The 25,391-nt window shown below is 57.8% G+C and carries 25 protein-coding genes; 16 read left to right on the top strand and 9 right to left on the bottom strand.

Annotated elements, in window-relative coordinates:
* Positions 1-40: 40 nt before the first annotated feature.
* The 14 genes from AC07XZ_RS02330 to AC07XZ_RS02265 all read left to right on the top strand — a co-directional run bounded on the left by AC07XZ_RS02330 (position 41) and on the right by AC07XZ_RS02265 (position 15,080).
* On the top strand, positions 41-2,692 hold the full coding sequence (locus AC07XZ_RS02330) for a pesticin C-terminus-like muramidase (protein ID WP_102685888.1): 2,652 nt from the start codon (positions 41-43) through the stop codon (positions 2,690-2,692).
* On the top strand, positions 2,674-3,264 hold the full coding sequence (locus AC07XZ_RS02325; protein WP_102685887.1) for a lysozyme inhibitor LprI family protein: 591 nt from the start codon (positions 2,674-2,676) through the stop codon (positions 3,262-3,264). Before AC07XZ_RS02330 ends, AC07XZ_RS02325 begins: the two co-directional genes overlap by 19 nt.
* Entirely contained in the window at positions 3,225-3,893 is a 669-nt protein-coding gene (locus tag AC07XZ_RS02320; RefSeq protein WP_256590493.1) for a hypothetical protein, read from the top strand. The genes AC07XZ_RS02325 and AC07XZ_RS02320 overlap by 40 nt, the downstream gene beginning before the upstream one ends.
* Before the next feature lie 9 nt (positions 3,894-3,902).
* A complete protein-coding gene (locus tag AC07XZ_RS02315) occupies positions 3,903-4,364 on the top strand; it encodes an XAC2610-related protein (RefSeq protein WP_102685886.1) in 462 nt (153 codons plus the stop codon).
* A gap of 20 nt (positions 4,365-4,384) precedes the next feature.
* Positions 4,385-5,749 (top strand): lysozyme inhibitor LprI family protein, encoded by a 1,365-nt coding sequence (locus AC07XZ_RS02310; protein WP_102685885.1) that lies wholly within the window; start codon positions 4,385-4,387, stop codon positions 5,747-5,749.
* A gap of 140 nt (positions 5,750-5,889) precedes the next feature.
* Positions 5,890-7,284, top strand: a complete 1,395-nt coding sequence (locus tag AC07XZ_RS02305; RefSeq protein WP_102685884.1) for a TIGR01777 family oxidoreductase — start codon at positions 5,890-5,892, stop codon at positions 7,282-7,284.
* Between the two features lie 9 nt (positions 7,285-7,293).
* The gene (locus AC07XZ_RS02300; protein ID WP_102685883.1) at positions 7,294-9,744 is read left to right on the top strand and encodes a PEP-utilizing enzyme; all 2,451 of its coding nucleotides are present in this window, start codon (positions 7,294-7,296) and stop codon (positions 9,742-9,744) included.
* Between the two features lie 20 nt (positions 9,745-9,764).
* Positions 9,765-10,250, top strand: a complete 486-nt coding sequence (locus AC07XZ_RS02295; RefSeq protein ID WP_085746830.1) for a hypothetical protein — start codon at positions 9,765-9,767, stop codon at positions 10,248-10,250.
* A 55-nt stretch (positions 10,251-10,305) separates the two neighbouring features.
* Positions 10,306-10,755, top strand: coding sequence for a hypothetical protein (locus tag AC07XZ_RS02290; protein ID WP_219733709.1), 450 nt, complete (start codon positions 10,306-10,308; stop codon positions 10,753-10,755).
* A 28-nt stretch (positions 10,756-10,783) separates the two neighbouring features.
* Positions 10,784-11,329 (top strand): hypothetical protein, encoded by a 546-nt coding sequence (locus tag AC07XZ_RS02285; RefSeq protein WP_102685882.1) that lies wholly within the window; start codon positions 10,784-10,786, stop codon positions 11,327-11,329.
* Positions 11,316-12,164, top strand: a complete 849-nt coding sequence (locus AC07XZ_RS02280; protein WP_102685881.1) for a tetratricopeptide repeat protein — start codon at positions 11,316-11,318, stop codon at positions 12,162-12,164. The genes AC07XZ_RS02285 and AC07XZ_RS02280 overlap by 14 nt, the downstream gene beginning before the upstream one ends.
* 2 nt (positions 12,165-12,166) lie before the next feature.
* A complete protein-coding gene (locus AC07XZ_RS02275) occupies positions 12,167-12,922 on the top strand; it encodes a lysozyme inhibitor LprI family protein (protein ID WP_102685880.1) in 756 nt (251 codons plus the stop codon).
* A gap of 48 nt (positions 12,923-12,970) precedes the next feature.
* Entirely contained in the window at positions 12,971-13,963 is a 993-nt protein-coding gene (locus tag AC07XZ_RS02270) for a hypothetical protein (RefSeq protein WP_219733710.1), read from the top strand.
* Positions 13,964-13,991: 28 nt separating this feature from the next.
* Complete coding sequence (locus AC07XZ_RS02265) at positions 13,992-15,080, top strand: hypothetical protein (RefSeq protein ID WP_236192134.1); 1,089 nt, start codon at positions 13,992-13,994, stop codon at positions 15,078-15,080.
* Between the two features lie 62 nt (positions 15,081-15,142).
* On the opposite strand, the gene AC07XZ_RS02260 is transcribed toward AC07XZ_RS02265, so the two are convergent.
* Positions 15,143-15,502 (bottom strand): DUF6124 family protein, encoded by a 360-nt coding sequence (locus AC07XZ_RS02260; RefSeq protein ID WP_102685878.1) that lies wholly within the window; start codon positions 15,500-15,502, stop codon positions 15,143-15,145.
* Between the two features lie 436 nt (positions 15,503-15,938).
* Here AC07XZ_RS02260 and AC07XZ_RS02255 point away from each other — a divergent pair, with 436 nt between their 5' ends.
* Positions 15,939-16,322, top strand: a complete 384-nt coding sequence (locus tag AC07XZ_RS02255) for an SCP2 sterol-binding domain-containing protein (protein WP_039765176.1) — start codon at positions 15,939-15,941, stop codon at positions 16,320-16,322.
* Between the two features lie 36 nt (positions 16,323-16,358).
* On the opposite strand, the gene AC07XZ_RS02250 is transcribed toward AC07XZ_RS02255, so the two are convergent.
* From AC07XZ_RS02250 to exbB, 8 genes are all read right to left on the bottom strand, one after another.
* A complete protein-coding gene (locus AC07XZ_RS02250) occupies positions 16,359-17,120 on the bottom strand; it encodes a Fic family protein (protein WP_102685877.1) in 762 nt (253 codons plus the stop codon).
* A complete protein-coding gene (locus AC07XZ_RS02245) occupies positions 17,117-17,374 on the bottom strand; it encodes a hypothetical protein (RefSeq protein WP_039765180.1) in 258 nt (85 codons plus the stop codon). The genes AC07XZ_RS02250 and AC07XZ_RS02245 overlap by 4 nt, the downstream gene beginning before the upstream one ends.
* Before the next feature lie 137 nt (positions 17,375-17,511).
* The gene (locus tag AC07XZ_RS02240) at positions 17,512-18,912 is read right to left on the bottom strand and encodes an aminoacyl-tRNA deacylase and HDOD domain-containing protein (RefSeq protein WP_039765182.1); all 1,401 of its coding nucleotides are present in this window, start codon (positions 18,910-18,912) and stop codon (positions 17,512-17,514) included.
* A gap of 79 nt (positions 18,913-18,991) precedes the next feature.
* Positions 18,992-21,067, bottom strand: coding sequence for an ATP-dependent DNA helicase RecG (gene recG, locus AC07XZ_RS02235; protein WP_102685876.1), 2,076 nt, complete (start codon positions 21,065-21,067; stop codon positions 18,992-18,994).
* Between the two features lie 9 nt (positions 21,068-21,076).
* A complete protein-coding gene (locus AC07XZ_RS02230) occupies positions 21,077-22,006 on the bottom strand; it encodes a hydrogen peroxide-inducible genes activator (protein WP_007954418.1) in 930 nt (309 codons plus the stop codon).
* A 175-nt stretch (positions 22,007-22,181) separates the two neighbouring features.
* A complete protein-coding gene (locus AC07XZ_RS02225; protein ID WP_102685875.1) occupies positions 22,182-22,928 on the bottom strand; it encodes a TonB family protein in 747 nt (248 codons plus the stop codon).
* Positions 22,925-23,353 carry a TonB system transport protein ExbD gene (exbD, locus tag AC07XZ_RS02220; protein ID WP_011336565.1) on the bottom strand — a complete coding sequence of 143 codons (429 nt, stop codon included), beginning with the start codon at positions 23,351-23,353 and terminating at the stop codon, positions 22,925-22,927. Before exbD ends, AC07XZ_RS02225 begins: the two co-directional genes overlap by 4 nt.
* Positions 23,354-23,359: 6 nt before the next feature.
* Positions 23,360-24,313, bottom strand: a complete 954-nt coding sequence (exbB, locus tag AC07XZ_RS02215; protein ID WP_007954433.1) for a tonB-system energizer ExbB — start codon at positions 24,311-24,313, stop codon at positions 23,360-23,362.
* A gap of 188 nt (positions 24,314-24,501) precedes the next feature.
* Here exbB and AC07XZ_RS02210 point away from each other — a divergent pair, with 188 nt between their 5' ends.
* Positions 24,502-25,359, top strand: coding sequence for an SDR family oxidoreductase (locus AC07XZ_RS02210; protein WP_102685874.1), 858 nt, complete (start codon positions 24,502-24,504; stop codon positions 25,357-25,359).
* Positions 25,360-25,391: the final 32 nt, after the last annotated feature.

Raw genomic sequence — 25,391 nt, 5'->3', positions numbered from 1 at the left:
CAATCCAAGCCACCAGGGATCAGAATTCAGGTAATTGGTAATGACAGAGACAACCAGCAAGAAAGTAGAAAAATGGTCGTATCCATTGAAGGTGGGAGCTGCAGAAGCTACGGATCCGCAGCAGTTTTATAAGGCGTTAGCCAAGGCGAAAGATGGTTACTACCCGTTGGGGGCGAATGGCCTCTGGCACGGAGGGGTACATTTCGATGAGGCATCTGGTTTGGTGCAGGATTTGGCGGAAGTCAGGTGCATCGCGGACGGGGAAGTTGTCGCTTATCGTATTGATAGTACTTATCCAAAGTCAGCTTTTGATACCAATGGGGCGGTGTATTCAACGGGTTTTGTACTCGTTAAACATCGTTTAGAGACGCCTGTTCCTCCTGCACCCGCCCCTGCGGCTGGGGGAACACCAGCTGCAGTAACTCCGGGGCCTAGTCTGACTTTCTTTAGTCTTTACATGCACCTCCTGCATTGGGACACGTATGAAAAAACTCCTGCATTGGGTCGGCCTTCATTTTGGAGTGGTGGCACATGGCAGGTGATGGCTACGGCAAAGGATGAAATTCTGGGCTTGAGAGTTCGACAGGAAAGGCGCGGAAAACCGGGATATAGCACGGTGTTGACTGTTTTGCCTCGCGGCACAGTTGTCGAAACTGCTGAAGAAGAAAACGGTTGGCTCAAAGTGGTTAGTGTTACGCCTCCGGATGCCAACCTCCCCGCTGGGAACGGCTGGGTGTTTAAGCGAGAGTTGACTGCAGGGGCCACACCAAATAGCTATAAGGTGGGCACTGCAGCAAAAGATCCGATGACTCCCCCTAAAAAAGGGCTGGCGGTACACGCTTCTCCTAACCAATCCAGTACGACGACCGCTATTTTGCCGATTGGAACTCAGGTGAAAATTGGCAGTGATGGGACGCGCGGTAAATACCAAAAGCTATTGGAAATTTTGGGAGGAAACGCTGTACCTCCGTTGGCAGCAGCGGAGGTTCTTGGCTACGTTTGGGAGGGCCTGCTTGAAACCAAGAGCGAGCCAGCCGAAAAAGACGCTGTCCACGTGTTGGCTACTCCTGTTTTCATAAAAGCAGGGAGTTTGGTGGGGCACGTCGGCAAATATCAGAGCTACTCAGACTCTGCTCCAAGAAATCTTCTGCACTTGGAGGTTTTTAGTTGCGAGGACGTCAAGGCTTTTACTGAGCTAAGTAAACAGAGGGCATCAGGTCTGCCAAAAGCCGAGAAAACTCTGCTTAAAATTCCAAAAGACAGTCTATTAATCACTCATGTTGAAGGCATGAGTGCGAGTAATCCGCCTAGGGTGACTGATCCCCATAAAAAAGTTGGGTACGATTTCATGGTCCCGGTCGGGGTACTGGAAGCATTGCCGGCGGACAGAAAAATCAAGGTTCCTGTCGTAATGGGCGGAACGACAAGTTATACGCTTTGGTGGCGCCTGGATGGTCTTCTTGGTGACGAAAATGGCAATGAAATTGGCGGATGGTTTTCGGAGCCGGACGTGACGTTGTCTCGTCATTCGCCCTTTGAGTGGGAGGGATTCCGTTTTATTGAGGAGACCGTCAGCAACGTGGATCATCTGGCTGCCTCTCTCCATGCTCAAGAAAACCTGACTGAGGAGGAGAAGGCAAGTTATACGCCTAACGTGGGAGCTGCCAATGACGGCCCTGCCAAGCAGCATCTGTTCAAGATGCTGGATAAAAATGGTGATAATAAACTTACGCCTTCGGAGATAAGGGAAGCGTTAGAGAAACCTTGGTTCTCGCAGCCGATATCTCAGATGGTTACACGTTACGAAAGTGAGTGGCAGTACAAGGGGGAGAAATGGAGCGCCCTAGATGAGTTGATGGGGCATAGTGACGCCGATCCGCATAAACAATGGGTGGAAGAGAAACTTCGAATCGAGCGACTCGGTTGGTGGGATAAGCTAGTCGGAAAATTCGGAATAACTGGTGATGCTAACGTCCAGCATATCCATCCCCTAGGGTTGTTGGGGGGGGTCTTATCGGGCTGTCCTGAAAAGTGTAAGGCGGAAGTTTATACTCTGGACACAACTGTCGGTCCTTATGTCGTTTCCAAAAAGCTGTTTGAGTTTTTATTGGCAATTGAAGCGTATAGAGAACATCCGTATGCGCTTCCTGATAATAATAGCGGCATAACAATTGGCTATGGCTATGACTTGGGGCAGCAGACTGCCGCCAGGGTCGATGCGGAGCTTAAAGACCTTTATACGCCTCAGGAAATCGAAAGCTTGAAAGGGGCGTTAGGCAAAAAAGGTCAAGATGCAAGAGACTATGTTCATAATGTCAGCTCAATATCTATAAGCAAAGATAACGCTCTTAAGTTGGCCGTGATTATGAAGAAGAGATATGCACAACAAGTTGTTGATGTATATCCCAAGGCTGTCAATCTACATCCGGATTGTCAAGGTGTATTGCTTTCTCTTGTTGTGAACCGAGGCAACGCGTTAACCGGTAATACCCCGGCTAAAGCTCAGAAGCGCTTAGAGATGAAGCAAATAAAAGAAGATTTTGATAACGATCAACCCGAACTGATACCTTCACGTCTTCGCAGTATGAAGCGCTTGTGGGAAAACGATCCCAGCACGGCTGGGGTGGCGACAAGACGTGAAAAGGAAGCGGTATTTTTTGAGGAGGCATTAAAATGCAACTGCTGGAAGTAATTAGCAAGTCACTGATTGCGTTATCAGTTGTTTGGATATCTATAGGCGGTGCATCGGCGGACGTCAGTTGTAGCTCTGCCACCTTGGCGGCCCCTGATATTATCAACTGCTCACAGAAATCATTTGAAAAAATTGATAAGGTGCTTAATGAGCAATACAAGGCGCTGTCAATTGATCTGGATGCGTCGACAAAAGCAGAGCTGATATCTGCGCAGAAGAAATGGATTAAATTAAAAGATAGTTATTGCAGAGATGATGGTGACGAAGGTGAAGAGTCGCCTATCGAAAAGCTTTCATGTGTAAAGCAGTTCACTAGTTTTCGGGTGAGTGAGCTCATTTATCTTCGTACTGGCGTTATAGGCGATGGCTTTTACAAGGCAGTGTCGTTAGTGAACGAAAAATCTACATCTATGAACTACCCAAAAGCTATTGAGTTTGTTGGTGGAAGCGAAAATTTTGGTTCAGCTTGGAAAGAATACGCAGATGGAAATTGTGCTATGACTTCTAAGCTGTTTGGCGAAGATGTGGACCGATGCATGGCGAGGATGCGATTTCAGATTCCAATTTACTAGCTGTTTTCCTGTGTGGATGTATTTTCAGATTTATCAATTTGGCTGAAATGGCGGGCGGATTTATTTGTTGGAGTGAAAAGGGAGGTTATTTATGCTATTTGAATAGATCTGTTCCTTTTTTGAATAAATCTGTCGGTAAGTTGGTGGCGGCATTATATTGGCTGCTTGAGGGGGCGTCTGTGGTTAACGGGTTTTTCATAACTATGAAAAGGTCATGTTTTGGTTTTTTGGCGTTATTTCCTTTCGCCGCCCACAGCGCAGTCACCAGCGAATCACTCTGCTTCGAACTATCTGAAACCAGTCCGGTGAAGTTCGAATTCCATACCTTTTACGACGTCTCCAGCAAATGGTCAGGCGGGTTCGTAAAGTACGCCAAGTCCAGTGAGCCAATTTCCATTGTGTTGACGGATACCCAGAACGAAATGCTCGGCGCCGATGCCCCTTGGCAGAGCACCAGAAGCTGGTCTGAAGTCATCAGCGGCAAGGTCTCAGGGACCTACGAGCTCGTGACTCAAGGAACGCAGGTCGTCTCGATGACGTACACGAAGAAGTCCAACGGCAAGGTTTACTATTTTGGAAATAACACCAGCGTCGATTCCTCTTTGGAGTCCGGATGCAAGTGGGAGTAGGGCGCGCACATGAGATCAAAAACTCTAGCAGCATCATTGCTCGGCCTGCTGTGGACGATGCCGGTGTTAGCCGAAACCACTACGTTCAGCCCAACCAAAGACGTCGAAGCAACACTGGTTCTCGAAGGCTCCACGCTGAACATCGCGATTAGAGGCGAAACGAATAACGAGTCGCGGACAATCGATTTTCAAGCTGAAAACGAACTCCATGTGCAGGTCGATGATTTCAATTTTGACGGAGTAAAGGATTTCGCGATCTGGCAGCTTGATGACGGAATGGGCACTTACGACTACTACCGGGTGTTCATTTACCAAGTCAAAACCGGCACGTTCGAAGAATTACAGCCGGACTGTGGCGATGGTTTCGTTAATTTGCGCGTCGACAAAAAGCGTAAAGCGTTGCTCAGCACCTATTGGGAAATGAACATAGCCAAGCAATGCGTCACTCGGTTCGCCAAACACAAAGCTTGAATGACTCAAGGAAGAACACAGTGAAACGTTTTGTTTTTACCCTGCTGGCCGTGCTGCTGCCTGTTTCAACGGTGTACGCGCAGGATGACTGCAGCCATGTCACCTCAAGCCTGGAAATGGTGCCCTGCTCGGAGGCGTCGAAGAAGGCTGCCGATACGCAGTTGAACCTCAGCTACAAGCAATTGATGGCGCGGCTTGAGTCTGACTATCGAACAGATCCGGCGTTGGGTGCGGAGTACGCTGCGAAGGTTAAAGAGTCGCAGCGAGCGTGGTTGAAGTTGCGCGATGCGAACTGCCCTTTGGAGGCATTCGAGATCGAAACGGGGATGCCGGCGCATGTGGTCGCCGTTAACTCGTGCATCGCGAGAATGAGCCGCGAGCGCTCGGCGTATCTGGACAAGATCGTCCCTGCTCTTGCATCCGACGAGAGCACTTCGACGGCGCCGGCCAGCGGCACTTGTCCTTCGGAGGAATTCTCTGCGTTCCTGACAACGTTTTCTGCCAACAGCGAATCACAGCGCCGTTTCACTGCGTTGACGGTCAAGTCGCTTGTGTTGAAGCCGGTTGCCGGCAAGGACCGTAGTACCTTTGAGCCTTTGACCTCGGGCGTCAACGGAGCTTCCTTCACCTACCCGCTGATGGCTGCCATCACACCCGGCAAGACACCTGGAGTCGAGATTGAAGAGGTCGATGACAGTCACGTCAACGTGGTCGATAAGCGGGCGGGCAACAGCAATGTAAAAATCTTCAATTTCTCTCGTCAGGCATGTTGGGTGCTGGAGGGAATTGAGGATTGGTCCGTCAGCGAACAGTATCTGGTGGCAACAAATCACCCAGAAATGAGCCGTGCCGAGCAATTCTGTTATCAACGTGCTGAAGCGTTAGGTGGGTTAGGGTTTCTTGAGCAGTACCGACTGACAGTGGAGTTGATCGAAGCGTCCTTGGAAAATTACTTGTGTGCCGCAGAGTCAGGGGATGCACAGGCGAGCCTGTCGGCGGCAAGCCTTAGCCTTTCGCAAATGGCGTCTCAGTTGGAAACCCCGAGGGTTGAAGCGCTGTTCAAAGCGGCTTCGAAAATACCGAGTGGCGCGTTGGCCTATGCCACGTTTTTTTGCTTAGGAAATTCCACAGACTATGGCGGCCCTTGCCTTCATCCCGCGCAAGCGGAAGAGCAGATCATTCGGGCGGTAAAGATGGATTCGACCGAAGCGATGAATTATCTGGCTTCTACATTCGAGGATGGAAGACTGGGCACAAAAGATGTGTCCCGCGCATTGGCTTGCTACCAAATGGCTGCTGACAAAGGTGACCCCCGGGCGAAGGAGCACTTGAAGCTTTTGAGCTCGCAAGGCACACAGCCGATCAAAGCCAGTCACTGCATTTGAAGTTCGTGGGGCATGTTTGATGCGCTTTCGCACGCGCTGATCTTGAACCCGTCGCATTAAAACGCTTAACGCTTGTGCATCTGACAACCCCCATTTTCCTTTAAACTCCCCGCCCTCAAGGAACGCGCTCAGGACACGGAATGCCAGCCCCCTCTTTCTCTCTTCGCCCCGTGATGGTGCTTTGGCTGTACGCCGCGGCAATCGTGCATGTGCTCGCCGGTCTCACGCTGACCTGGGCCGGTCATTCCGGATTACTCGACGGCTATTTGCACACCCTCGAACTCGCGTTCTGGGGCGCCGATGCGGTCCCTGCCGCCGGTCACGAACTGCAGGTCTGGTGGCTCGCACTGTTCGGCGCGACGCTGCAAAGTTATTCGCTGTACATGCTCGCGTTGGTGCACCTCGGCAACCGTCTTAAAGTTCCTGCAATTTGGGGCTGGTTGATGGCGGGCGTCCTGTTATGGGCACCGCAGGACATGTGGTTTTCCGCGCAAAAACAGGTCTGGTCGCATCTGTGGCTCGACGGTTTTGCGCTGCTGGTGCTGTTGCCGCCGCTGATCTGGTTGTTGCGCCATGATCGTCGGAAATCCCCGCCAGAAAGGCCCGTGAGCAAGTCCAACCCCTTTGTAGGCGGCGCCTACAAGCGCGTGCTGATCACTGGTGGCACCGGGTTTATCGGTGAAGCCGTGGTCAATCAGTTACTCGACGCCGGCCACACGGTCAGCGTGTTAGCGCGTGATCCGTTGAAAGCGGCGAACCTGTTCGACGGTCGCGTCCGCTGTGTGCGGTCGTTGAGCGAACTCGACCGCGACGAACCATTCGACGTGGTGATCAACCTCGCCGGCGCACCGGTCGCCGGTCCACGCTGGAGCCCCGAGCGGCAGGCGCAATTGCTCGCCAGTCGGGTCGATACCACCGAAGCCTTGATGACCTGGTTGAAGCACACGAGCCATAAACCGGCGTTGTGGATTCAGGCCTCGGCCATCGGTTTCTACGGCGCGCGTGATGCCAGCGAAAGCCTCGATGAACAGGCCAGCAAGGGTGACGGTTTCATGGCCGAACTCTGTGCGCGTTGGGAGGCTTCGGCGCAACCCGCCACGCAGTTTGGCGTGCGTCAGGTGGTGCTGCGCCTCGGCGTGGTGTTTGGTCCGGGCGGTGCGCTGCTGCCGTTGCTGATTCCGTTCCGCTTGGGCTTCGGCGGGCGGATGGGCGACGGTCAGCAGATCATGAGCTGGGTGCATCGCGACGATGTGATTCAGGTGATCGCTCGATCCTTCCACGATGAAAATTTGCGCGGCACCTACAACATGGTCGCGCCTGAAACCGTCAGTCAGGCAGCGTTCGCCGAGAACGTCGGCAAAGTCCTCAAGCGTCCGGTGTGGTTCCACATTCCTGCAGCGCCGGTGCGTGCGTTGGCCGGGGAAATGGCTCAGCTGTTTTTCGACGGTCAGCGTGTGGTGCCGCGGCGTTTGAGCGAGGCGGGTTACACGTTTCGCTATCCGACCCTCGACGCCGCGCTGCGCGATCTGGCCTGAGAATCGCCCATGAACAAGCCTCTGATGTACCTGCTGGCCGGCAACGGCAGCGCCGCCGATTGGTGGGATGACGCGCTGCCGCATTTTCAGCGTTACGACGTGGTGCCGCTGGAGCTGCCGGGCTTCGGCGCCAACCCACAGCCGCCCTGCGAGGATCTGGCGGCTTATGCGCAGAGCTTGTTGGCGATGACGCAAAAGGGCAGCGCGATCATGGCCGTCGGGGTCAACGCGTTGCTGGTGCTGCACGCGCTGCAACGTCGGCCCGGGCACTTTTCTCGTAGTGTTCTGTTGGCGCCGGTGGGCGCCTTTTTGTGGCAGCGCCGATTGCCGGCGTTGATGTCACCGCTGCCGATCCGCAAGTCCATTCATTGGCTGCTGTCGAACAAACCCACGCTGTTCGCGCGCAAGTTCTCCAACCAGACCTGGACGCCCGCGCAGTATCAGCGCATGGGCGCCGGTTATGCGCGCTGCCGTGCGTTTGAGCCGCACTGGGATCTGATCCGTGCCGACACCGCGCTGCCATTGCTGGAGTGGATCAACGATCCGGTCGAGTTGGTCTGGGGCGATCAGGACAAGGTGCTCGGTATCGAACAAGCGGCGGCATGGTCGGCGATTCTTGCGCGCGCAGACCTGACCATCAGCCTCAAACCCGGTTGGGGTCATTACCCGTGGATCGACGCGCCCGCGCAGTTTGCGCAGTGGCTGGAGTCGGGCGAACGCGGCTTTGTCGCGCACACCAAGGGCGGGCGTTTGCGTCTGGCGGAACTGGCCCGGCAACCGGTGCCGGCGGCGCTGACCCTCAACGATTGCAACGATCCGCGACTACCGACCTTTCTCGCCAGCCAACCACAGGCGGTCTGGGCGGTGCGTTCCTCCAGTTATGGCGAAGATCAGGCCGACTCGGCGAATGCCGGTTTGAGCACGACCTACCTGCGCGAGCCGGCCGCCAACGTGCCGGCGCGCATCGCCGCGCTGACTGCCGAAGGTGTCGAGGAAGTGGTGGTGCAGCGCTTCATCACGCCGCAGGTGTCGGGCATCGCGTTTGTGCGTCATCTGTCGGTGGAACTCGAATGGGTTGAAGGCCATCTCGAATCCCTTGCCGATGGTCAGATCAGCCCGGAACGAGCGACACTTTCGCGGCTCGGCGATGCCTGGCGCAGTGGCACGTTCACGGCCGCCCATGGGTTGACCGAAGACGTGCTGTGGCGCTTTCTCCAGGATGTCTTGCGGGTGTTCCACTATGTGCCGGGCGATGTCGAATGGGCCTGGGACGGTACGCAACTGTGGCTGCTGCAATACCGGCCGATCAGCGACTACGGCTGGCGCCGGCACCTGACGGCCGCCAACATCGCCGAGATTCTGCCGCCGCAACCCAGCGTGCTGGTGGAGTACGCCCAGCGCCGGGCCGCCGCGAGCATTCCGGCGATCATGGCCCGTTGGGATGCGCGGGTGTTGCAGGACAACGAGCCGTTCACGGCCGTGTTTGGCGGTGCGTCCTACATCAATAACGACCTATTTCTCGCACGTTTGGGCGACTGGGGCATCAGCGCCAGCAACTATGCCGGCGAAGTCGGCGGCGCGACTCCGCATCTGCCGTGGCGACCGCTGCGGATGTTGCGTTCGCTGCCGTTGTTTTTGCGCATGCAACGTATCGCTCGCGGGCATTTGCTGAGCCTTGAGCACGGCTTGCAGCGCTTCGACCGGGAGCTGACCGACCTCGTCGCCCAGGGTGCTGACGGTCAGCAACTGGCCGACTGGTTCACCCGGTTCTATGTGTTCGTGGTGCAGGGCAATCTGTGCATCGCCACGACGCTGGCCAGTAGCGGCGGGGACTGGCTGGGCCGACCGCCCACCGCTTACGACAACCTGGAAAACAGCCCCCATCGACTGCCGTGGGAGACCGATCCGGCCACACCTCGACCCGCGTCGAGCGCGTTGCCATTACAGGCGTTCCCGCAATGGTCAGGGCTGATTCGCCTCGCTCATTCAACCGGCCTGCCGGGCCTGCGTGGTTACTACCTGCAAGTGCGCGAGTGGTATCGCGACAACCTGATGCGCATCTTCTTCCGCCTGCATCACGCCATGCCACTGGCGGATCGCGAACATTGGTTTGCGCCGCACCCGGACATCCGCACGCGCGACGGCAGCTTCTGGCAGGACGGCCGCGAAGGTGCCGAACAGGCCACCGGATTCATGATTTACCCGGGGCAGGTGCGGGGCATTCTTGGCGAAGACATCTTGCTGGAAGACACCCTCGATCCGGGGCGTCACGCGCACTATCAGGCCGCGCGGGCGGTGATTGCGCGGATGGGTGGGCGGTTGTCGCATGGTTCGACGTTGTTGCGGGAACTGCGCAAGCCTTCGGCGGTGATGCCGCAGGTGGATCTGGCGTGGATCGGGTGCGAAGTGTTGTATCGGGACGGGGAGTTGGAATTGATGAATTCGAAGGGTGTGAAGTGAAACGACTGCTGGTGTTATGCATGAGCTGGTTGCCGATGGCAGCGATGGCGTCGGATATCTGCAACGAGAAAAGCGATACCAAGACTTTTCTTACGCAATGGAAAGACAGTGGAGAAAGTGTCGAAGACATACATTCTGGCTTCTACGATGACGGATTTTCTCTAGAGCGTGGCAAGGTGGTGTACCAAGGCGATCTCAACGGCGATGGCCGAGACGACTTCATCTTCCTCTCCTATTCAAGTCACGGCTCGGCCGGCGACATGACGTACGCCTTCCTGATCCAGTGCCGTGGTTACTTGAAGCATACCGGTGGTGATTACTTTGCCGGGATCAAGGTTCTGGACGGTCCGCCCAAGAACGGCGGCGACGTCAAAGACATCGAGATCTATTCCTACATCAGGGATAAGCGCGGGCAGATTCGCTACAAAAAAAATGTAGCCATGACCCGGCCACATCTGTGGCAGTTCAACCCACAGACACAGCGTTATGAAGGTCAGTCCGAATAGATTTCAGTTACGGAGTTACAGCGTGAAAGGATGCTCAGTTCTACTCGGTTGCCTCTTGGCCATTGCCACCTCCGTGGCTTTCGCCGCTGACCCGGATTTCAAGGATTACACCGTCACCCCAGTGTTTACCGGCATCAATCATGAACCGGTGCCGCAAGAACACAGCAACCCGATGATGGATATGGATCGTGCACAGGCACTCAAAGGCAAGGTCAACTTTGCCGGCCACTACATCCTGTACCGAGTCGGTTGTGGTGGCAGTGCCATTTGCGGCGAAGTGCTGGATGCGCGCACGGGGGAGGTTGTCGGCGGACTGCCGAACGCATACGACGGCAATGCGTTAAGTCTGTCAAACCGGCCTGATAGCCGTCTGCTCATTGTTTCCGGCATTGCGGCCGATACGGAAGAGGACGCGCAGGGTAATGAGCTGGAAAGCCGCTTCAGAACCCGCTACTTCGAGTTTGTGAACAACGAGTTCCGGCTGCTGACGTTCAAGGATTTGTGATCGCCGTTGTTTGATTAAGGATGATTGGATGAACCATTTTCTTGCGAGCAGCCTTTCGCTGTTGCTCTCGCTTCCAGCTTTCGCCGCTCCGAAGGACGCCTACACCCAACGCGATGTCATGCAATGTGGCGGTGTTGAAGTGGTGATGGTGTCGTCGTGCCGATCCGTGACGGTGGATGACGCAGAAACCCACCTCATCCCGGTCTGCTCCGACCAGACGATCAACATTGGCGGCAAAGTGTTGCGCCGCAACATCGACAAGGTTTTACAGCTCACGTCTGACGGTAAGAAAGCAAAGATGCTGAGTAACGTTGTCGTGGCGATGGATTGTGTGAAAGGCACCAAGGGTAGCCTTGTTTCGATAGGCGGTTATGGCGGTTGTGGTGCCTGTCCTGAATGGCGCGGGTATTACTCGACAGCGGGGCGATTGGAGCAATACAGCTTCGATAACAATCAGCGCTCATTTGGTTCGAAGGGTTCCTGGGAAGAGCTGATCAAGGCTTATGGCGTGACGAAGAGGCAGTTACAGTCGGAAAGTCCGTCAGTGAAAAGGATCGACTATGGGCAGCCTTAAGTGGGTATTGATGATCGGCAGTCTGTGCAGCGCTATGGGCGCGTTTGCCGAGGACCCGTCAATAGTTGGTATCAGCGGGCACACGGTGTCGTTTCGGGCTACAGAATGGACGATGCCCGGTGTGGATTCGGCGACTGCATGGTTCGCCGCCAATGGCAAAACCTTCCCGCTCTTTGGCGCCGATATTGGCGCCGATGGGCACTCCAATATGCTCAGTCCTGACAAGAAAACCTTGCTGCTCGACCCTGTGATTTTCGGCATGTTGTCGGACGAAAACGGTGAAGAGAAGCTAGTGTCGCAACAGCATTGCACGGTTATCTCAATGGAGACCGGTTGCGTGCTGGCTGATCGTTCGGCCACTTTTTGTGTCGGCCAGTGGAAGGGCAATCAATGGGTTACCGACGACGGCGAAGTGCTCACTCCCGCCTTGGAGACGAGGTCTCCAAAGGACTTGCTGAAACATGTCTCAAGTAACGAACTGGCGCAGTCCCGCGCAGAGTTCATCGAATGGGGTCTGGTCTTTTTAAGTCCAGAGTCTTACATGGCGTGTCACCCCCCGGCGCAAAATGTTCAGGCCTATAACGACTTGGGCTTTTACCTGGCCGAGGGCGGCAAAGATGAGCTGGCGCTGAAGTTCTATCGCGGCGTTGAGGCCGTCGGTAAACGCACAGTGCTGATGTTGAACATCGCCGACTCACTCTGGCGCCTTGATCGCAAAGACGAAGCGCAGCGCTATTACAGCCAGTACCGCGACGCAATGAGTGCCGACGGCAAGGCGCAGAAAATACCTCAACGCGCAGTTGAGCGATCCGTCATTCAGGGAATGAAAAATTGACCATGTTTGTGCGCTTTATCGCGTTGTCCTTAGGCCTGCTGTCCGCTTCAGCCGCGTTCGCTGAGGACACTTGCAAAGTCATCACTGTGAGCTGGCAATACGACGAGTGTGTGGAAGCCGACCGCAAGAGTGCCGACGCAAAGCTCAATGCCAGCTACAAAAAACTGATGGAGCGATTCGAATCTCGATGGAAGCCTGAGCCTGAACAAGGAAAGGCTTACATGGCCATGGCCAAAGAATCGCAGCGGGCCTGGATCAAGTTGCGCGATACCACTTGCCCCCTCGATGCCACGGATGTCGAACCCGGATCGCAGGCATATACCTTGGTGCTCAATAAGTGCATCGCCAGAATGAGTCTAGAGCGTGCAGCCTTCCTGGATGCGGTCGTCCCGGATGATCCGAGTGAAGTGATCGATGTCGCCAAGGTTTCCAGTTCTGCTTCGCAACGATACGGCGATGTGGTGGCTCGTTATGTCACTACGTTTGGCAGCCCCTGCCTCAATGTTCAGATCCTCGCGCCCAAGGGCAATTGGCGGGTGCTCTCCTCAAAACGGTTTTGCAGTTTTAATGGCAAATCGTTTTGGGATGGTTATGCCAGTGCGTTGTTTGAGGATCATGCATTCACTGCGGATGGTTTACACCTGACGCTCAGCTTGTTCGAGCTTCGTGAAGAGCCAGAGAAGCGCCTCACCTGTGTAATTCCAATTCAGAACGAGCAAATCAAAGAGCTGAAGTGCGGCGCACCTGAGTCATCGTGAAACCATCAGCGTAATTTCGAAGATTGATCAGCAGGGAAGTGATCGGAATTGAACAAGCTTTCAAGTTGTTTTGGTGTGCTCGGGATCATCGCCGGCTTGTCGACTCAGCCGGCATCGGCAAGCGACCCACAAACCATCGGAGAACTGCATCCCCCGGTGGTTGCTTCGTTGGGTGATCAAAAGATCACGGTGTTCTTTTTGAAGAACAACCTCAAGGATCAAGTCAGGGACGTGCACGTGCCTGATGCCGAGATTTTCTACGCGCCCTTGAATGCGGTGAAACCTTCGCTGAATTATGTGTGGAAGGTTGAAGGCGAACAAATTGCCTCGGTGTTCTTCTTCGAGCGCAAATTCCCTGAGCGAGCGGGGAAGTCCATGTTTGTCCTGACAAAACACAAAGTTCTGCACGAGCATTTCGAAGGAGATTCCTATTCGGTGCTGGAATTGCCGCTCTTCAAGGACGGTGACTACTTGGCTTTGCAGTTCTTTCGGGGTGACCTGCCAGATCCTGAGTTACAGAACTGCCTTGACGGTATCAATCGGGAAGATGGCGTAGAAGTCGAGTGTGCTTACAAGGATGCGGCGAGCATCAAGAAGTACTTGGCGGATCTGGATGGAAGGATGATTTCGGATTCGAAACTGGATCAGGGCAACCGTCAGAAGCCACTCAAAACTGATGGTGACAAGGCCAGTGTCGCTTGCCCCTCACCCAACTTTTCAACGTTCCTCTCAGACTTCTCTGAACGCGCAGACGTGCAGAAAGCCTTCGTCCAGCAACCGCTGAAAATGGTCACGACCGTAGCCGGTGATCCCGAGCCCGAGATGCAGAAAAGCAGTCTCAGCGGCGATCAGCTCAAGTTCCCGATCATCCCGGATGTAGCGAAGCGAGAAGCTCAGGGCCTGACGTTGACCATCAAGGAAGAGCAGGGTGATCACGCCGTCGCCATCCTGCAGAAACCGGATACCGATTATGTCTTCGAGTATCGGTTTGTCCGTGGGCCATGCTGGCAGCTGGAAGAAGTGATGGATTACTCGCTTTGAAACAGGTGGCAAGTTGAAAAGATTGGGTTTGATCGCGTTATTGCTGTGTTCTTCCTCTGCCGTGGCGGGGCCGATGTTCCCGTCACTCACGTCGTGCAGGGACGTTGGCAGCGACTGCGCGCTGGCGCTGAAGGACAATTTTCTGGTGGACGCACATTCCGGGCAGCGTCTATCCGAGACGGCGGAGCCGGCAGGGGCGATGAGTGACTTCTGGCTGTATCGAGATGGCGAGCGCTACATCCTTCAGGAAGAAAACTACTCCCAGGCGAAGTCGCGTCGTTGGCTGGTTTTCACCTACGACAGCGGCAAGGTGGTGCTCGACGGCGCTTATGTTTTCTCGATCGACATTGATATGAACACCGGACCCTACTGGCATGGCTATGACTGCCGAGGTGATGCCAAGCCGTTCGCCGTGCCAACGAAAGACTCGTTCAGTGAAGTCGCTTTGGAGGCGTTATGCGGGGAGGCCGAAGGCTGGGTCGTCTCGGGCGGAGATACCAAGGTGCCGGTGTCGGCCAAAGGGCTGGCCGTCAGTGTTCCCGTTTATCACGCCCGCAACCGCGATGGTTCAGCGACTTACCTGTTCACTGAAAGCGATGATCCGGATCTTTCGAAGCTGGTTTGCCTGTCCAACTGTGCTGATATCGCGAAAGCGCCGGAGCGCGTTTCGCAGGAGACGGCGCCGTTGAAGGGCGGGCAGGATGGAACGTTGTGCTCGGATGACGAAGACATTTACTTCAGCTGCCCGCTGGAGGGCGGCAAGACGGTTTCTGTTTGTGCGCGGGGAAACAGCAAGCCCACGGCCGGTTCTGTTCAGTATCGCTACGGTGTGCCGGGGAATATCGAGATGGTCTACCCGAAGAATGCTACGCCACCCAAGGGCAAACTCTTTGTTGTAGATGCGTCGGAAGGCAGCGTGAACCTGAACATCATCAAGTTCAAAAGCGGTGCGTATACCTACCTCGTTAACCAGGCCTTCGTGAGTTATCTGAAGGTGCTCAAGGGGGACAAAGTTGTATTCCGACAGTCTTGTAATGCCGGTGGTCATGCTTACGTACACCGGTTGACGGATTTCGGGTTAGAGACACGACCAAAAAGCGCAGAGGACTTTCGCTAATCTCTGCTGCCGAAGATCAGGAAAGGGGACTCAACGTCCCCTTTTTTCCGCTCGCGATTCAGCTACGGCTTGGCCTGATACTCCCGAAACTCAATGTGATCGAGCGTGCCTTCCACCATCAATCGAACGCCGTCCGCCATTCTGCTAAGGCCCAGCGCCATCGAGCGGCGGGGGCCGTCGAGGTCGTCGGCCAGGTTGGCGGCGAAGGCGCTGATGGAGAGCAGGTCTTCGGAGGCGTTGGCCATGAGGGCTTCGGCGTCGGCGTTGGGGCAGAGGGCGAACAGGCCGCCCAGGCGTTTGGGGCGTGGGGTGGTGGGTTTGAAATGGTGGTCGAGGGCGCGTTCGGCGGCTTCGTGGAGTTTCTTTGAGTCTGGGAATTCGTAGGGGGAAACTTCTTCGTCAGTGAGGGTTGGGTCGATCATCGGTGTAAATCCTTTTGGAGTTGGAAAGATTTGCCCCGGTTTTCGGACTTGCACATCCGGTCACCGATTTTGCGGTGACACACAGAGGCTATCGACGATGGTCCAGCCTGCCTAGTTCATGGACAGCACCGCAGTTTGAAGGACATTTCCCAAGGATTTGCGAGGTAGAGGAACAAGAAACCACAGCCTTCGGCAGCTCCTACAGGAATGTGTTTCTTCAGGTGTAGGACGGGGGGATGGTGTGACGCGGAGCGTCACGGGATGCATTCCCACGCGGTGCGTGGGAACGATCAGGTTCGGGGGTTGGAATTCGTGACTTGGTAGTCATCTGGCAGGAAAAGACCTACATCGTCTTCTATCAATCCTAGATAGTGGCGAATCCGTCCGAATCCCTTACACTCCCCCAGCCGTTCATTTCCCTTTTGAGGCTGTGCGCATGAAATTTCGTTTTCTTCTGTGGATGCTGGGTCTGTTGATGGGTAAGGCCAGTCGGACAAATCCTGCGTTCCAGCAGCAGTTGGGTGACAAGGATCTGGTGTTTCAGCTACAGACTCTGGACGGGAAAGTGGCGCGGCATTTCGTGGTGAAGGATCAGCGCATTACCAGCAAGTCCGGGGTGGTGGCGGAGCCGGCGTTTGCGATTGCCTTTAAAGACGCGGCGTTCGGGTTTGCCACGATGCAGGCGAAGAACAAGCAGCTGGCGTTCATGCAGGGGATTCAGGACAAGTCGATCCAGCTCAAGGGCAACCCGGCGCTGGTGATGTGGTTCCAGGGGTTGATGAAGTATTTGAAGCCGCGGAAGGCCAAGCCGAAGTCATAGGGCTTTCAGGCAGCTTGTCGGGACGGGCCTGCCTCTTCAGCTTTCGGGCTCGGGAGGCTCGGCGTCCAGGGGCTGGGCCCGGTATGTCTTGTAGATCTGCTGGACTTGCGGGTTGTCCAGGTTCTCGTAAGTGATGTCTTCCTTGTCCAGGCCATCCAGGCCTCGGATGCCACTGATGGTCTCTGGCCATTCGTCACGACTGCATATATCGATTACGAACGGGTTGAGGTAGTTATCGAGATGCCTTTCGCGCGGCTCTCGGATCTCGTCGCTGAGGGCCCGCAGGTAGTCGTCTTTGTTTGTTCTTGACCAGTCGATGGCGAACCCGGCTCGATAACAGAGTTCCATGAAGACCAATAGAATCGCGCGGCCATTGCCGTCCAGGAAGGGGTGTGCGAAAGCCAGTTGGCCCATCACTCCACCGGGATGGTCTCTGAAGCGTTTTTTGTCTGATGCGAGCTTGAGCGCATAGTCGACAGATATTTTGATGGAGTCCGGGCGCTCGAAGGCGGTGCTGCGAGGGTCGTCGAGAGAGCCCTTGAAGACTGCCAGGTGGGGGACAAGCTCGTTCCGGTCTTTTCCTGCCCAGTGATAGAAGCCGGAGAACAGGATTTCGTGAACCTTGAGTACAGTCTGGTAATCGATTGGCTTTTTCTTGGCCAGATAGGCAAGCGCCTCTTCGATACTCAATTCGAACGAAAGATGCTCTGACTCTTTTACTTCAACGGGATCTTTCAGTTGCAGCGAGTTTTGAAGATATCCAGCCGTGTCGAAGTCGCCGAACGGATCAAAAGTCATGCGCTACGTTTCTGTGCGCGCCTTTCTTGAAGATAGCGCCCTTGGAGCGCCAAGATTTCAGATTTGCTCAGAACGCCTTTTCTCTTGAGATTGACGAGCAGCTGTTCGATGCCATCCAGCTCGACGACATCGCCAGACAAGCGGGTAATACCCACGGCCATACGACTCATGCCGTCACGACTGGCTGTAACCTTGTTGTCTTTGGCAAGCTTGCGCACTTCGCTTGCAACGCTGACAGCATCTGTTTGGGTCATCGGAAATTCCTCTGAATGCCGTCAAATCATAGCAGGGCGCTTGTTTGCTGTCGTTGCTGGCAAAGTGGCCGAAATCTGTGGAGCCAGGGCCCTATCTGCAATCAAAACAGGCCCTGGTTGACGTTCCGAAGAATGCTTTAAGCCTGGCTGAACTGCGAAGCCAGTTCACGCAACAACACTTCCGCCTCAAGCACTTTGCTGACCACATCATTGGCCTTATCGCGAGTCAGGCCAACGCGCTCCAGCAGCGCATCCGGAATGTCTTCATCCGGCCCGGAGCCGATCCCGCGACTGCGCAGCAGGCGCACGGCCAGGCAGACGAGGTTCGGGTATTCGGCGTAGGCGCCGTCGTAGTTCGGGTCGTGCTGGAAGCGCAGGGCGGTGGCCAGTTCGTCCGGCATGTCCCAGTAGCGCATCAGCCAGGAGCCGATCTGTTCGCGGCTGATGCCCAGCAGGTGTTGCTCGACATAGCTGTGGCACAGGTGCGGGTTGACCTCCAGGTGGCGGCAGATCAGCGAGAAGTGCGGCGGGAACACGTGGGCCAGCAGCAGGTAGCCGAAGTTGTGCAGGAGGCCGGCGAGGTAGGTCAGGCCGGATTCCGGACGCTGGGCGCGCGGCATGGCGCGGGTCAGGCCCTCGATGACGGCAGCGGTGTAGATCGACTGCTGCCAGTACGGCGTGGTGTGTTGCGGGTGATCCTTGGGCAGGCTCAGGGTCTTGCCAAGGGCCAGGCCCAGCGCCAGGTTGATCACCAGATCGAAGCCCAGCACGCGGACGATCGCGTCTTCCACCGAACGGATCTTGCCCGGCGAGGCGTAGTACGGCGACGCCGCCCAGCTCACCACTTGCGCAGCCAGCGCCGGGTCGGTTTCGACCACGCCGGTGATGTCGTCGATGGTGGCGTTCGGGTCGACGCGCAGCTTGATGATTTTTTGTGCGGTTTCGGCCAGCGGCGGAATTTCGATGGTAGCTTCCAGACGCTGCTGGATGCGCCGCGCGGTGAACGCCTGCACGGCCTGGGTGATTTCCTCGCGGTCATCGTCCGGGCGGTCGAGGTTCGGGCGGATGCTGCTCAGGGCTTCGCCGAAGTTGGCGGCGCTGGCCTTGGTCAGCATGGTCTTGAAGTCTTCGCTGGCGATTTCCAGCAGCAGGCCCGGCTCGCCGGAGTTGATCAGCAACTTCGGCTCGCGCAGCAGGCCTTCTTCGTAGAGGCACGGCGAGCTGGTCAGCGCCGGCAGGCCCGGCAGCAGGCTCAGGCTGTGTTTGCCGAGCATCTTTTCCAGGCGCTCGGTGGACACGGCGGTCAGGCGACGGCCCGTCAGCTCGGCGAGGCGGTTGAGATCCAGCAACTGGCTCTGTGGAAACAGCACCATCAGCGCACCGACCGCGTCGTCCAGCAACACGGCCTGCACTTTGCGCGAGGCATTGAGGCCGTGGTGGTCGAGCACTTCTTCGTAGGCGACGCCCAGCTTGTTGAGCAGCAGCCGAATAACAGACGGAGCGTGCGGTGATTCGGGGGCGAGAGCAGCTTCGGTCATGGTCTGTATCCGTTTTTGAAACAATTGCAGGAGTATAACCAGCTTGGTTGGAACGAGCTGTCAGAAACTGCGACGGTGCTCACACTTGGCCGTATTGCTGCCCGTGTCGCAGCCAGCGGTCGAGCAACGGGCTGACGTGGGTAGGCCAGCGTTCGAGCAAGGCCTGGGCGGCATCGCGCACGGCGGGCAGCAGATCGGCGTCGCGCATCAGGTCGGCGACCTTGAATTGCAGCAGGCCGGTCTGGCGGGTGCCGAGCATTTCGCCGGGGCCGCGCAGTTCGAGGTCTTTTTCGGCGATGACGAAACCGTCGTTGGTCTCGCGCATGATGCCCAGGCGCTGGCGGCCGATCTGCGACAACGGCGGATGGTAGAGCAGCACGCAATGGCTGACCGCGCTGCCCCGGCCGACGCGGCCGCGCAACTGGTGCAGTTGCGCAAGGCCCAGGCGCTCGGGGTTTTCGATGATCATCAGGCTGGCGTTGGGCACGTCGACGCCGACTTCGATCACGGTGGTGGCGACCAGCAGTTGCAGGTTGCCGGCCTTGAATTCGGCCATGACGGCGGCTTTCTCGGCGGGTTTCATGCGGCCATGGATCAGCCCGACCTTCAGTTCGCCGAGGGCGGCGGTGAGGTCTTCGAAAGTGGTTTCGGCGGCCTGACAGGTCAGCTCTTCGGACTCTTCGATCAGCGTGCACACCCAGTAGGCCTGACGACCTTCGGCGCAGGCGCTGCGCACCCGCTCGATGACTTCGACGCGACGCGTGTCGGTGACCAGCACGGTGTTGACCGGGGTTCGGCCGGGCGGCAGTTCGTCGAGGATCGAGGTGTCGAGGTCGGCGTAGGCGCTCATCGCCAGTGTTCGCGGAATCGGCGTGGCGGTCATGATCAGTTGATGCGGGCACATGCGCCCGCCGACGCCTTTCTGCCGCAGCGCCAGACGTTGCTGCACGCCGAAGCGGTGTTGTTCGTCGATGATCACCAGCGCGAGGTTCTTGAACTGCACTTCGTCCTGGAACAGCGCGTGAGTGCCGACCACCATCGGCGTGCCGCTGGCGATCTGCTCCAGCGCGGCGACGCGGTTCTTGCCCTTGAGCTTGCCGGCCAGCCACGCCACATCGATGCCCAGCGGTTCGAGCCAGCGCTTGAAGGTGATGAAGTGCTGCTCGGCAAGGATCTCGGTCGGCGCCATCAACGCGACCTGATAACCCGCCTCCAGCGCTTGAAGCGTGGCGAGGGCGGCGACCACGGTTTTACCCGCGCCAACGTCGCCCTGAATCAGCCGCAGCATCGGCTCGTGCTGACTGAGGTCGTAGGCGATTTCGTTGCCGACCCGCTGCTGAGCGCCGGTCGGGTTGAAGCCGAGGTTGGCCAGGTATTTCGAAGGCAGCTTCGTGGCTTTCGGCATCGCCGGTGCGCGTAGGGAACGCATGCTTTCGCGCAGGCGTTGTTGCGATAGCTGGTGAGTCAGCAGCTCTTCAAAAGCCAGACGATGCTGGGCCCAGTGATGACCGAGGGCGAGTTCATCGACGTCGGCATCGGCAGGCGGGTTGTGCAGGTAGCGGATTGCGTCAGCCAGCGGCGCCAGTTGATAGTCGCGGGCCAGTTCGGTCGGCAGCCAGTCGGGCAGGGTGGCCGGCTTGAGCAGGGTCAGCGTCTGCATGCACAGCTGGCGCAGACGCGCCTGGGTCAGGCCTTCGGTCAGCGGGTAGACCGGGGTCAGGGTTTCATCCACCGGCGGTGGCTCGTCGCCGTTGATGGCGCGATATTCCGGGTGGTAGATCTCCAGCCCCGACGCACCGGGGCGGGCTTCGCCGTAGCAGCGAATCCGCGTGCCGCGCTTGAGACCTTCTTTCTGCGCGTTGCTGAAGTGGTAGAAGCGCAGGCTCAAGCCGCCGGTGCCGTCCTGCAAACGCACCACGAGGCTGCGACGCCGGCCCATCACCACGTCGGCGCCGCTGACGGTGCCTTCGACCACGGCGTCCTGTCCCGGCCGCAACGCGCCGATCGGCACCACGCGGGTGCGATCCTGATAACGCAGCGGCAGGTGGAACAGCACGTCCTGGAGGTTTTCCAGACCGACCTTGGCCAGTTTCTCGGCCATGGCTTCACCGACACCCTTGAGTGCGGTGACCGAAACCTGCGACAGCTCCGTCATGACGCTGGCTTAACCGGCCGTGACCGGCGCGGCAGGCTTGGCGACCGAGCACAGGCGAATGGAGTCGGCGAGGATCTCGATGGCTTTCGGCCGTGGGAAACTGGCGCGCCAGGCGATGGCCACGGTGCGGAACGGCACTGGTGCCGACAGCGGGCGCACTTCGATCACGCCCGGAGCGTAGTGATGGCTATCCACCGCCGACAGCGGCAGGATCGAGATGCCCAGACCGGACGCGACCATGTGACGAATGGTTTCCAGCGAGCTGGATTCGACCGTGGTGTGCTTGGCGCCGTCGTTGCCCTTGGTCAGGGTCGGGCAGGCTTCCAGCACCTGATCGCGGAAGCAGTGGCCTTCACCGAGCAGCAGCAGGCTCTTGTCGTTGAGCAGCGCGGCGTCGATGGATTCTTTCTGGGTCCACGGGTGCTGGGCAGGCATCAGGACGTAGAACGGCTCGTCGTAGAGTTGCAGGGTCAGCACGTCGGCTTCGTTGAACGGCAGGGCGATGATGATCGCGTCCAGTTCGCCGTTGCGCAGTTTGTCGCGCAGCACGTGGGTGAAGTTTTCTTCGATGTACAACGGCATCTGCGGGGCGACCCGGTGCAGTTGCGGAATCAGGTGCGGGAACAGGTACGGGCCGACGGTGTAGATCGCGCCGACTTTCAGCGGGGCGGTCAGCTGGTTCTTGCCGGCCTGGGCCAGTTCGCGGATGCCCTGGGCCTGCTCCAGCACTTTCTGCGCCTGGGCGACGATGCCTTCTCCGACCGGGGTCAGGCGCACGGCGCTTTTGCTGCGCTCGAAAATCAGCACACCGAGTTCGTCTTCAAGCTTTTTCACGCCCACCGACAGGGTCGGCTGGCTGACGTGGCAACGCTCGGCCGCGTGGCCGAAATGCTGCTCTTGGGCGAGGGTAACGATGTAGCGTAATTCTGTGAGGGTCATAGCAAGCGTCCATGAAGATGCGGGCCAAGCATACCGGCTGCAATCGATAGACGCACGTTATCAGACTGAGTGATGAATGCGACACCGGGCAATGCCGGTTTGCCGTGGATGGATAAGCAAAAGGCACCTTTCGGTGCCTTTTGGGCTGGATCAGGCCGGGATCCGCGAGTGCGGATCAGCGGCGGCGTTCCAGCGAGTACACAAACGGCGCAACGATTTCGATCGCGCCATTGGTCAGCATGTCGGCCGGCGGCTTGGGCAGCGGTTGGGCGCGGCGGATCATTTCCAGGGTGGCCCGGTCCAGATCGGCGTTGCCGGAGCGGCCCACCAGTTCGAACGACAGCACGTTGCCTTCGCCATCGACCACGAAACGCAACCGGTTCAAGCCTTCCTTGCCCCGTGCCTGAGCGCTGGCCGGGTACTTCTTGTATTTGGCCAGATGCGCGAGCAGGGTGCCTTGCCAGCTGGCCTTGGCGGCCAATTGTGCAGGCGACGGGCCCGGTGCAGGCTGGGCGGATTTCTCCGTCGGGGCCTGAGTCGGCTGGGTATCGGCCGGCTTCTCTTCGGACGGTTTCTCCTTCGGCGGATCGGGCAGTTTCTTCTCGATCGGCTTCGGCGGTTTGGGTTTCGGCTTGGGTTTCGGTTTCTGCACCGCGATCTCGGCTTTCGGCGCTTCGGCCAGTTTCGGGATCGGCAGTTCTTCAACCGGAGCCGGTGGCTGCGGTGGCGTGACGACTTTCGGCGGTGCGGGCGGTGGTGGGGCCGGAACCGGTGCCAGCTCGACCATCATTGCCTGCGGCGGCAATTCGATGGGCGGGCGTACGGTCCAGTTCAGCGCCAGCGCGATGGCCAGCGCGTGAACACCCAGCACCACGGCCAGGCTACCGCTGTAACGCGTCAGCTTATGGCGCGTCGTGATCATTTCTTGACTGCGCTCTCGAGTCCGACCAGACCGACCTTCAGGTAACCGGCGGCGCGCAGGTTATCCATCACGCTCATCAGGTCGCCGTAATCCACGCCTTTGTCGGCCTGGAAGAAGATCGTCGTGTCTTTCTTGCCCTGGGTCTTGGCGTCGAGTGCGGCGCCGAGGGTTTCGGCTTTCACTTCGTCATCGCCCAGGAACAGGCGCTGGTCAGCCTTCACGCTGAGGAACACCGGTTTCTCCGGCCGCGGCGCCGGTTTGGCGGTCGAGGCAGGCAGGTCAACCTTGATGTCCACGGTGGCCAGCGGCGCGGCCACCATGAAGATGATCAACAGCACCAGCATCACGTCGATGAACGGCGTGACGTTGATTTCGTGGTTCTCGGCCAGATCGTCGTCTGCGCCTTCTTTCAAATGCAGGCCCATGGCCGATTACCCCACTTTCACCATGTGCGGTTGCGAGCTGTTGCGCTCAGGCTGGTGGTCGAGGTCGCGGCTGACCAGCAGCAGCACCTGAGCTGACGCATCGGACACCTGAGCCTTGTAACCGGCGATGGAGCGGGCGAAGACGTTGTAGATGACCACGGCAGGAATCGCGGCTACCAGACCCAGTGCGGTAGCCAGCAGCGCTTCAGCGATACCCGGTGCTACGACGGCAAGGTTGGTGGTCTGGGTTTTGGCGATGCCGATGAAGCTGTTCATGATGCCCCACACGGTACCGAACAGACCGACGAACGGTGCGGTGGAACCGATGGTGGCGAGGACGCCGGTGCCGCTGCTCATGTTGCGGCCACAGGCGGCAACCAGGCGCTCGAGGCGGAAGCTGACGCGTTCCTTGATGCCTTCTTTCTCGCGGGCGTTGGTCGACAGGCGCATTTCTTCCAGCGCGTCGTGTACCAGCAGGTTGGCGAGGGTGCCTTCCTTCGCGGCGGTGGCGCTGGCCTCTTTGAGCGTGGCGGCTTTTTTCAGGGCGGCAATCTCGCCGCGCAGACGACGCTTGGCGCCCATCAGCTCGAAACCCTTGGCGATCCAGATGGTCCAGGTGATGATCGAGGCGATGGCCAGGCCGATCATCACGGCTTTAACGATCACGTCGGCGTTCTGGTACATGCCCCATGGCGACAGGTCGTGGGCCATGCCCAGAGTGTTGTCGGCTTCGAGGACTTCCGGCGCGTCGGCGGCGCTGGCCTCTACGGCCTGCACCGGGTCGGTCGCGGCAGGTGCGGCGGCCGGAGCGCTTTGCTCGGTGGCGGCTGGCGCGGCAGGGGCCTGGGCGTCAGCGAATGCGGCGACTGGCGCGAGCATCAGGCTGAGCAGCAGGGCAGCCACGGCGCTCCAGGCGCGAGGTCGGTTGGTTGGCGAAGCGGAGTTTTGAATGCGTGTCATGCTGGCCGGACCTGAGATAGAAAAACGGTAATGCTCTTCCAGGCCTCGTGAGGCCGAGAACAAAAGTGGCGTGCATTATTGCAAGTAATTCTTGTTAACAGAAGTAATAGAGTTGCTTTTTTTTCTTCATTGCTAGCCGCTCGTCCCTTGTCGAGGCTAGTCTGTCGCTTTCCGATGGGAGATTTTTGATGTCCGCGCCTTCTGTTTTGATCGCCGGTTGCGGTGATGTCGGCAGCCGTCTGGCCACGCAATTGCTGGCTGCCGGCTTCCAGGTCTACGGCCTGCGCCGTGATATTTCACGTTTGCCGGACGGCGTTATCGGTGTGGCCGGTGACTTGTTCAATGAGGATTGCCCCGAGACGTGGCCGGTGGGCGCTATCGATTACCTGGTGTATAGCGCGGCGGCCACTGATCACGATGAGGCCGGTTATCGCTCGGCGTATGTGCAGGGTTTGCAGCATGTGCTGGGTTGGCTGAACGATTACGGTCAGGAGCCGGAGCGGCTGCTGTTCGTTTCCAGCAGCAGTGTTTACGGGCAGCAGAACGGCGAATGGGTCGATGAAAAATCCGAAACTGTCGCTGCGGGTTATTCCGGTCGATTGATGCTGGAGGCCGAGCAGGTTGCGCTCAACTCTGGCATCCCCGCGAGCATCGTGCGCCTGACCGGTATTTACGGCCCCGGCCGTGAGTGGCTGCTGACCCAGGTGCGTCGGGGTTATCGGGTGGCGGTCGATCCACCGCTGTATGGCAATCGCATCCATGCCGATGACGCGGCGGGGTTGATGGCGTTCTTGCTGGACGCGGCTCGCAAGGGCGTGACGCTGGATGACATCTATATCGGCGTGGACGATGCGCCGGCGCCGCTGGCCGAAGTGGTGGCGTGGCTGCGTGATTATCTGGGTGTCACCGAATGGTCGGAAGACGAGAGCGTGCGTCGCACCGGCAGCAAGCGTTGCAGCAATGCCCGGGCGAAGGCGCTGGGTTGGGTGCCGAAGTATCCGAGTTATCGCGAGGGGTATGCCGCGATTCTTGAGGGGCGCTGCTGATCTTCAGGCGTAAAAAAGGCGGGAGCAAATGT

The sequence above is a fragment of the Pseudomonas sp. GW458-11-26-14-LB4 genome (assembly GCF_059423925.1).
This window is presented reverse-complemented; position numbering and strand designations above follow the sequence as displayed.

Excerpts from the sequence above, each read along its gene's own strand:
- AC07XZ_RS02330 (WP_102685888.1), top strand. The coding sequence starts at position 41 with ATGACAGAGACAACCAGCAAGAAAGTAGAAAAATGGTCGTATCCATTG.
- AC07XZ_RS02325 (WP_102685887.1), top strand. The coding sequence starts at position 2,674 with ATGCAACTGCTGGAAGTAATTAGCAAGTCACTGATTGCGTTATCAGTT.
- AC07XZ_RS02320 (WP_256590493.1), top strand. The coding sequence starts at position 3,225 with ATGCATGGCGAGGATGCGATTTCAGATTCCAATTTACTAGCTGTTTTC.
- AC07XZ_RS02315 (WP_102685886.1), top strand. The coding sequence starts at position 3,903 with ATGAGATCAAAAACTCTAGCAGCATCATTGCTCGGCCTGCTGTGGACG.
- AC07XZ_RS02305 (WP_102685884.1), top strand. The coding sequence starts at position 5,890 with ATGCCAGCCCCCTCTTTCTCTCTTCGCCCCGTGATGGTGCTTTGGCTG.
- AC07XZ_RS02300 (WP_102685883.1), top strand. The coding sequence starts at position 7,294 with ATGAACAAGCCTCTGATGTACCTGCTGGCCGGCAACGGCAGCGCCGCC.
- AC07XZ_RS02295 (WP_085746830.1), top strand. The coding sequence starts at position 9,765 with ATGAGCTGGTTGCCGATGGCAGCGATGGCGTCGGATATCTGCAACGAG.
- AC07XZ_RS02285 (WP_102685882.1), top strand. The coding sequence starts at position 10,784 with ATGAACCATTTTCTTGCGAGCAGCCTTTCGCTGTTGCTCTCGCTTCCA.
- AC07XZ_RS02280 (WP_102685881.1), top strand. The coding sequence starts at position 11,316 with ATGGGCAGCCTTAAGTGGGTATTGATGATCGGCAGTCTGTGCAGCGCT.
- AC07XZ_RS02275 (WP_102685880.1), top strand. The coding sequence starts at position 12,167 with ATGTTTGTGCGCTTTATCGCGTTGTCCTTAGGCCTGCTGTCCGCTTCA.
- AC07XZ_RS02260 (WP_102685878.1), bottom strand. The coding sequence starts at position 15,502 with ATGATCGACCCAACCCTCACTGACGAAGAAGTTTCCCCCTACGAATTC.
- AC07XZ_RS02255 (WP_039765176.1), top strand. The coding sequence starts at position 15,939 with ATGAAATTTCGTTTTCTTCTGTGGATGCTGGGTCTGTTGATGGGTAAG.
- AC07XZ_RS02250 (WP_102685877.1), bottom strand. The coding sequence starts at position 17,120 with ATGACTTTTGATCCGTTCGGCGACTTCGACACGGCTGGATATCTTCAA.
- AC07XZ_RS02245 (WP_039765180.1), bottom strand. The coding sequence starts at position 17,374 with ATGACCCAAACAGATGCTGTCAGCGTTGCAAGCGAAGTGCGCAAGCTT.
- AC07XZ_RS02240 (WP_039765182.1), bottom strand. The coding sequence starts at position 18,912 with ATGACCGAAGCTGCTCTCGCCCCCGAATCACCGCACGCTCCGTCTGTT.
- recG (WP_102685876.1), bottom strand. The coding sequence starts at position 21,067 with ATGACGGAGCTGTCGCAGGTTTCGGTCACCGCACTCAAGGGTGTCGGT.
- AC07XZ_RS02230 (WP_007954418.1), bottom strand. The coding sequence starts at position 22,006 with ATGACCCTCACAGAATTACGCTACATCGTTACCCTCGCCCAAGAGCAG.
- AC07XZ_RS02225 (WP_102685875.1), bottom strand. The coding sequence starts at position 22,928 with ATGATCACGACGCGCCATAAGCTGACGCGTTACAGCGGTAGCCTGGCC.
- exbD (WP_011336565.1), bottom strand. The coding sequence starts at position 23,353 with ATGGGCCTGCATTTGAAAGAAGGCGCAGACGACGATCTGGCCGAGAAC.
- exbB (WP_007954433.1), bottom strand. The coding sequence starts at position 24,313 with ATGACACGCATTCAAAACTCCGCTTCGCCAACCAACCGACCTCGCGCC.
- AC07XZ_RS02210 (WP_102685874.1), top strand. The coding sequence starts at position 24,502 with ATGTCCGCGCCTTCTGTTTTGATCGCCGGTTGCGGTGATGTCGGCAGC.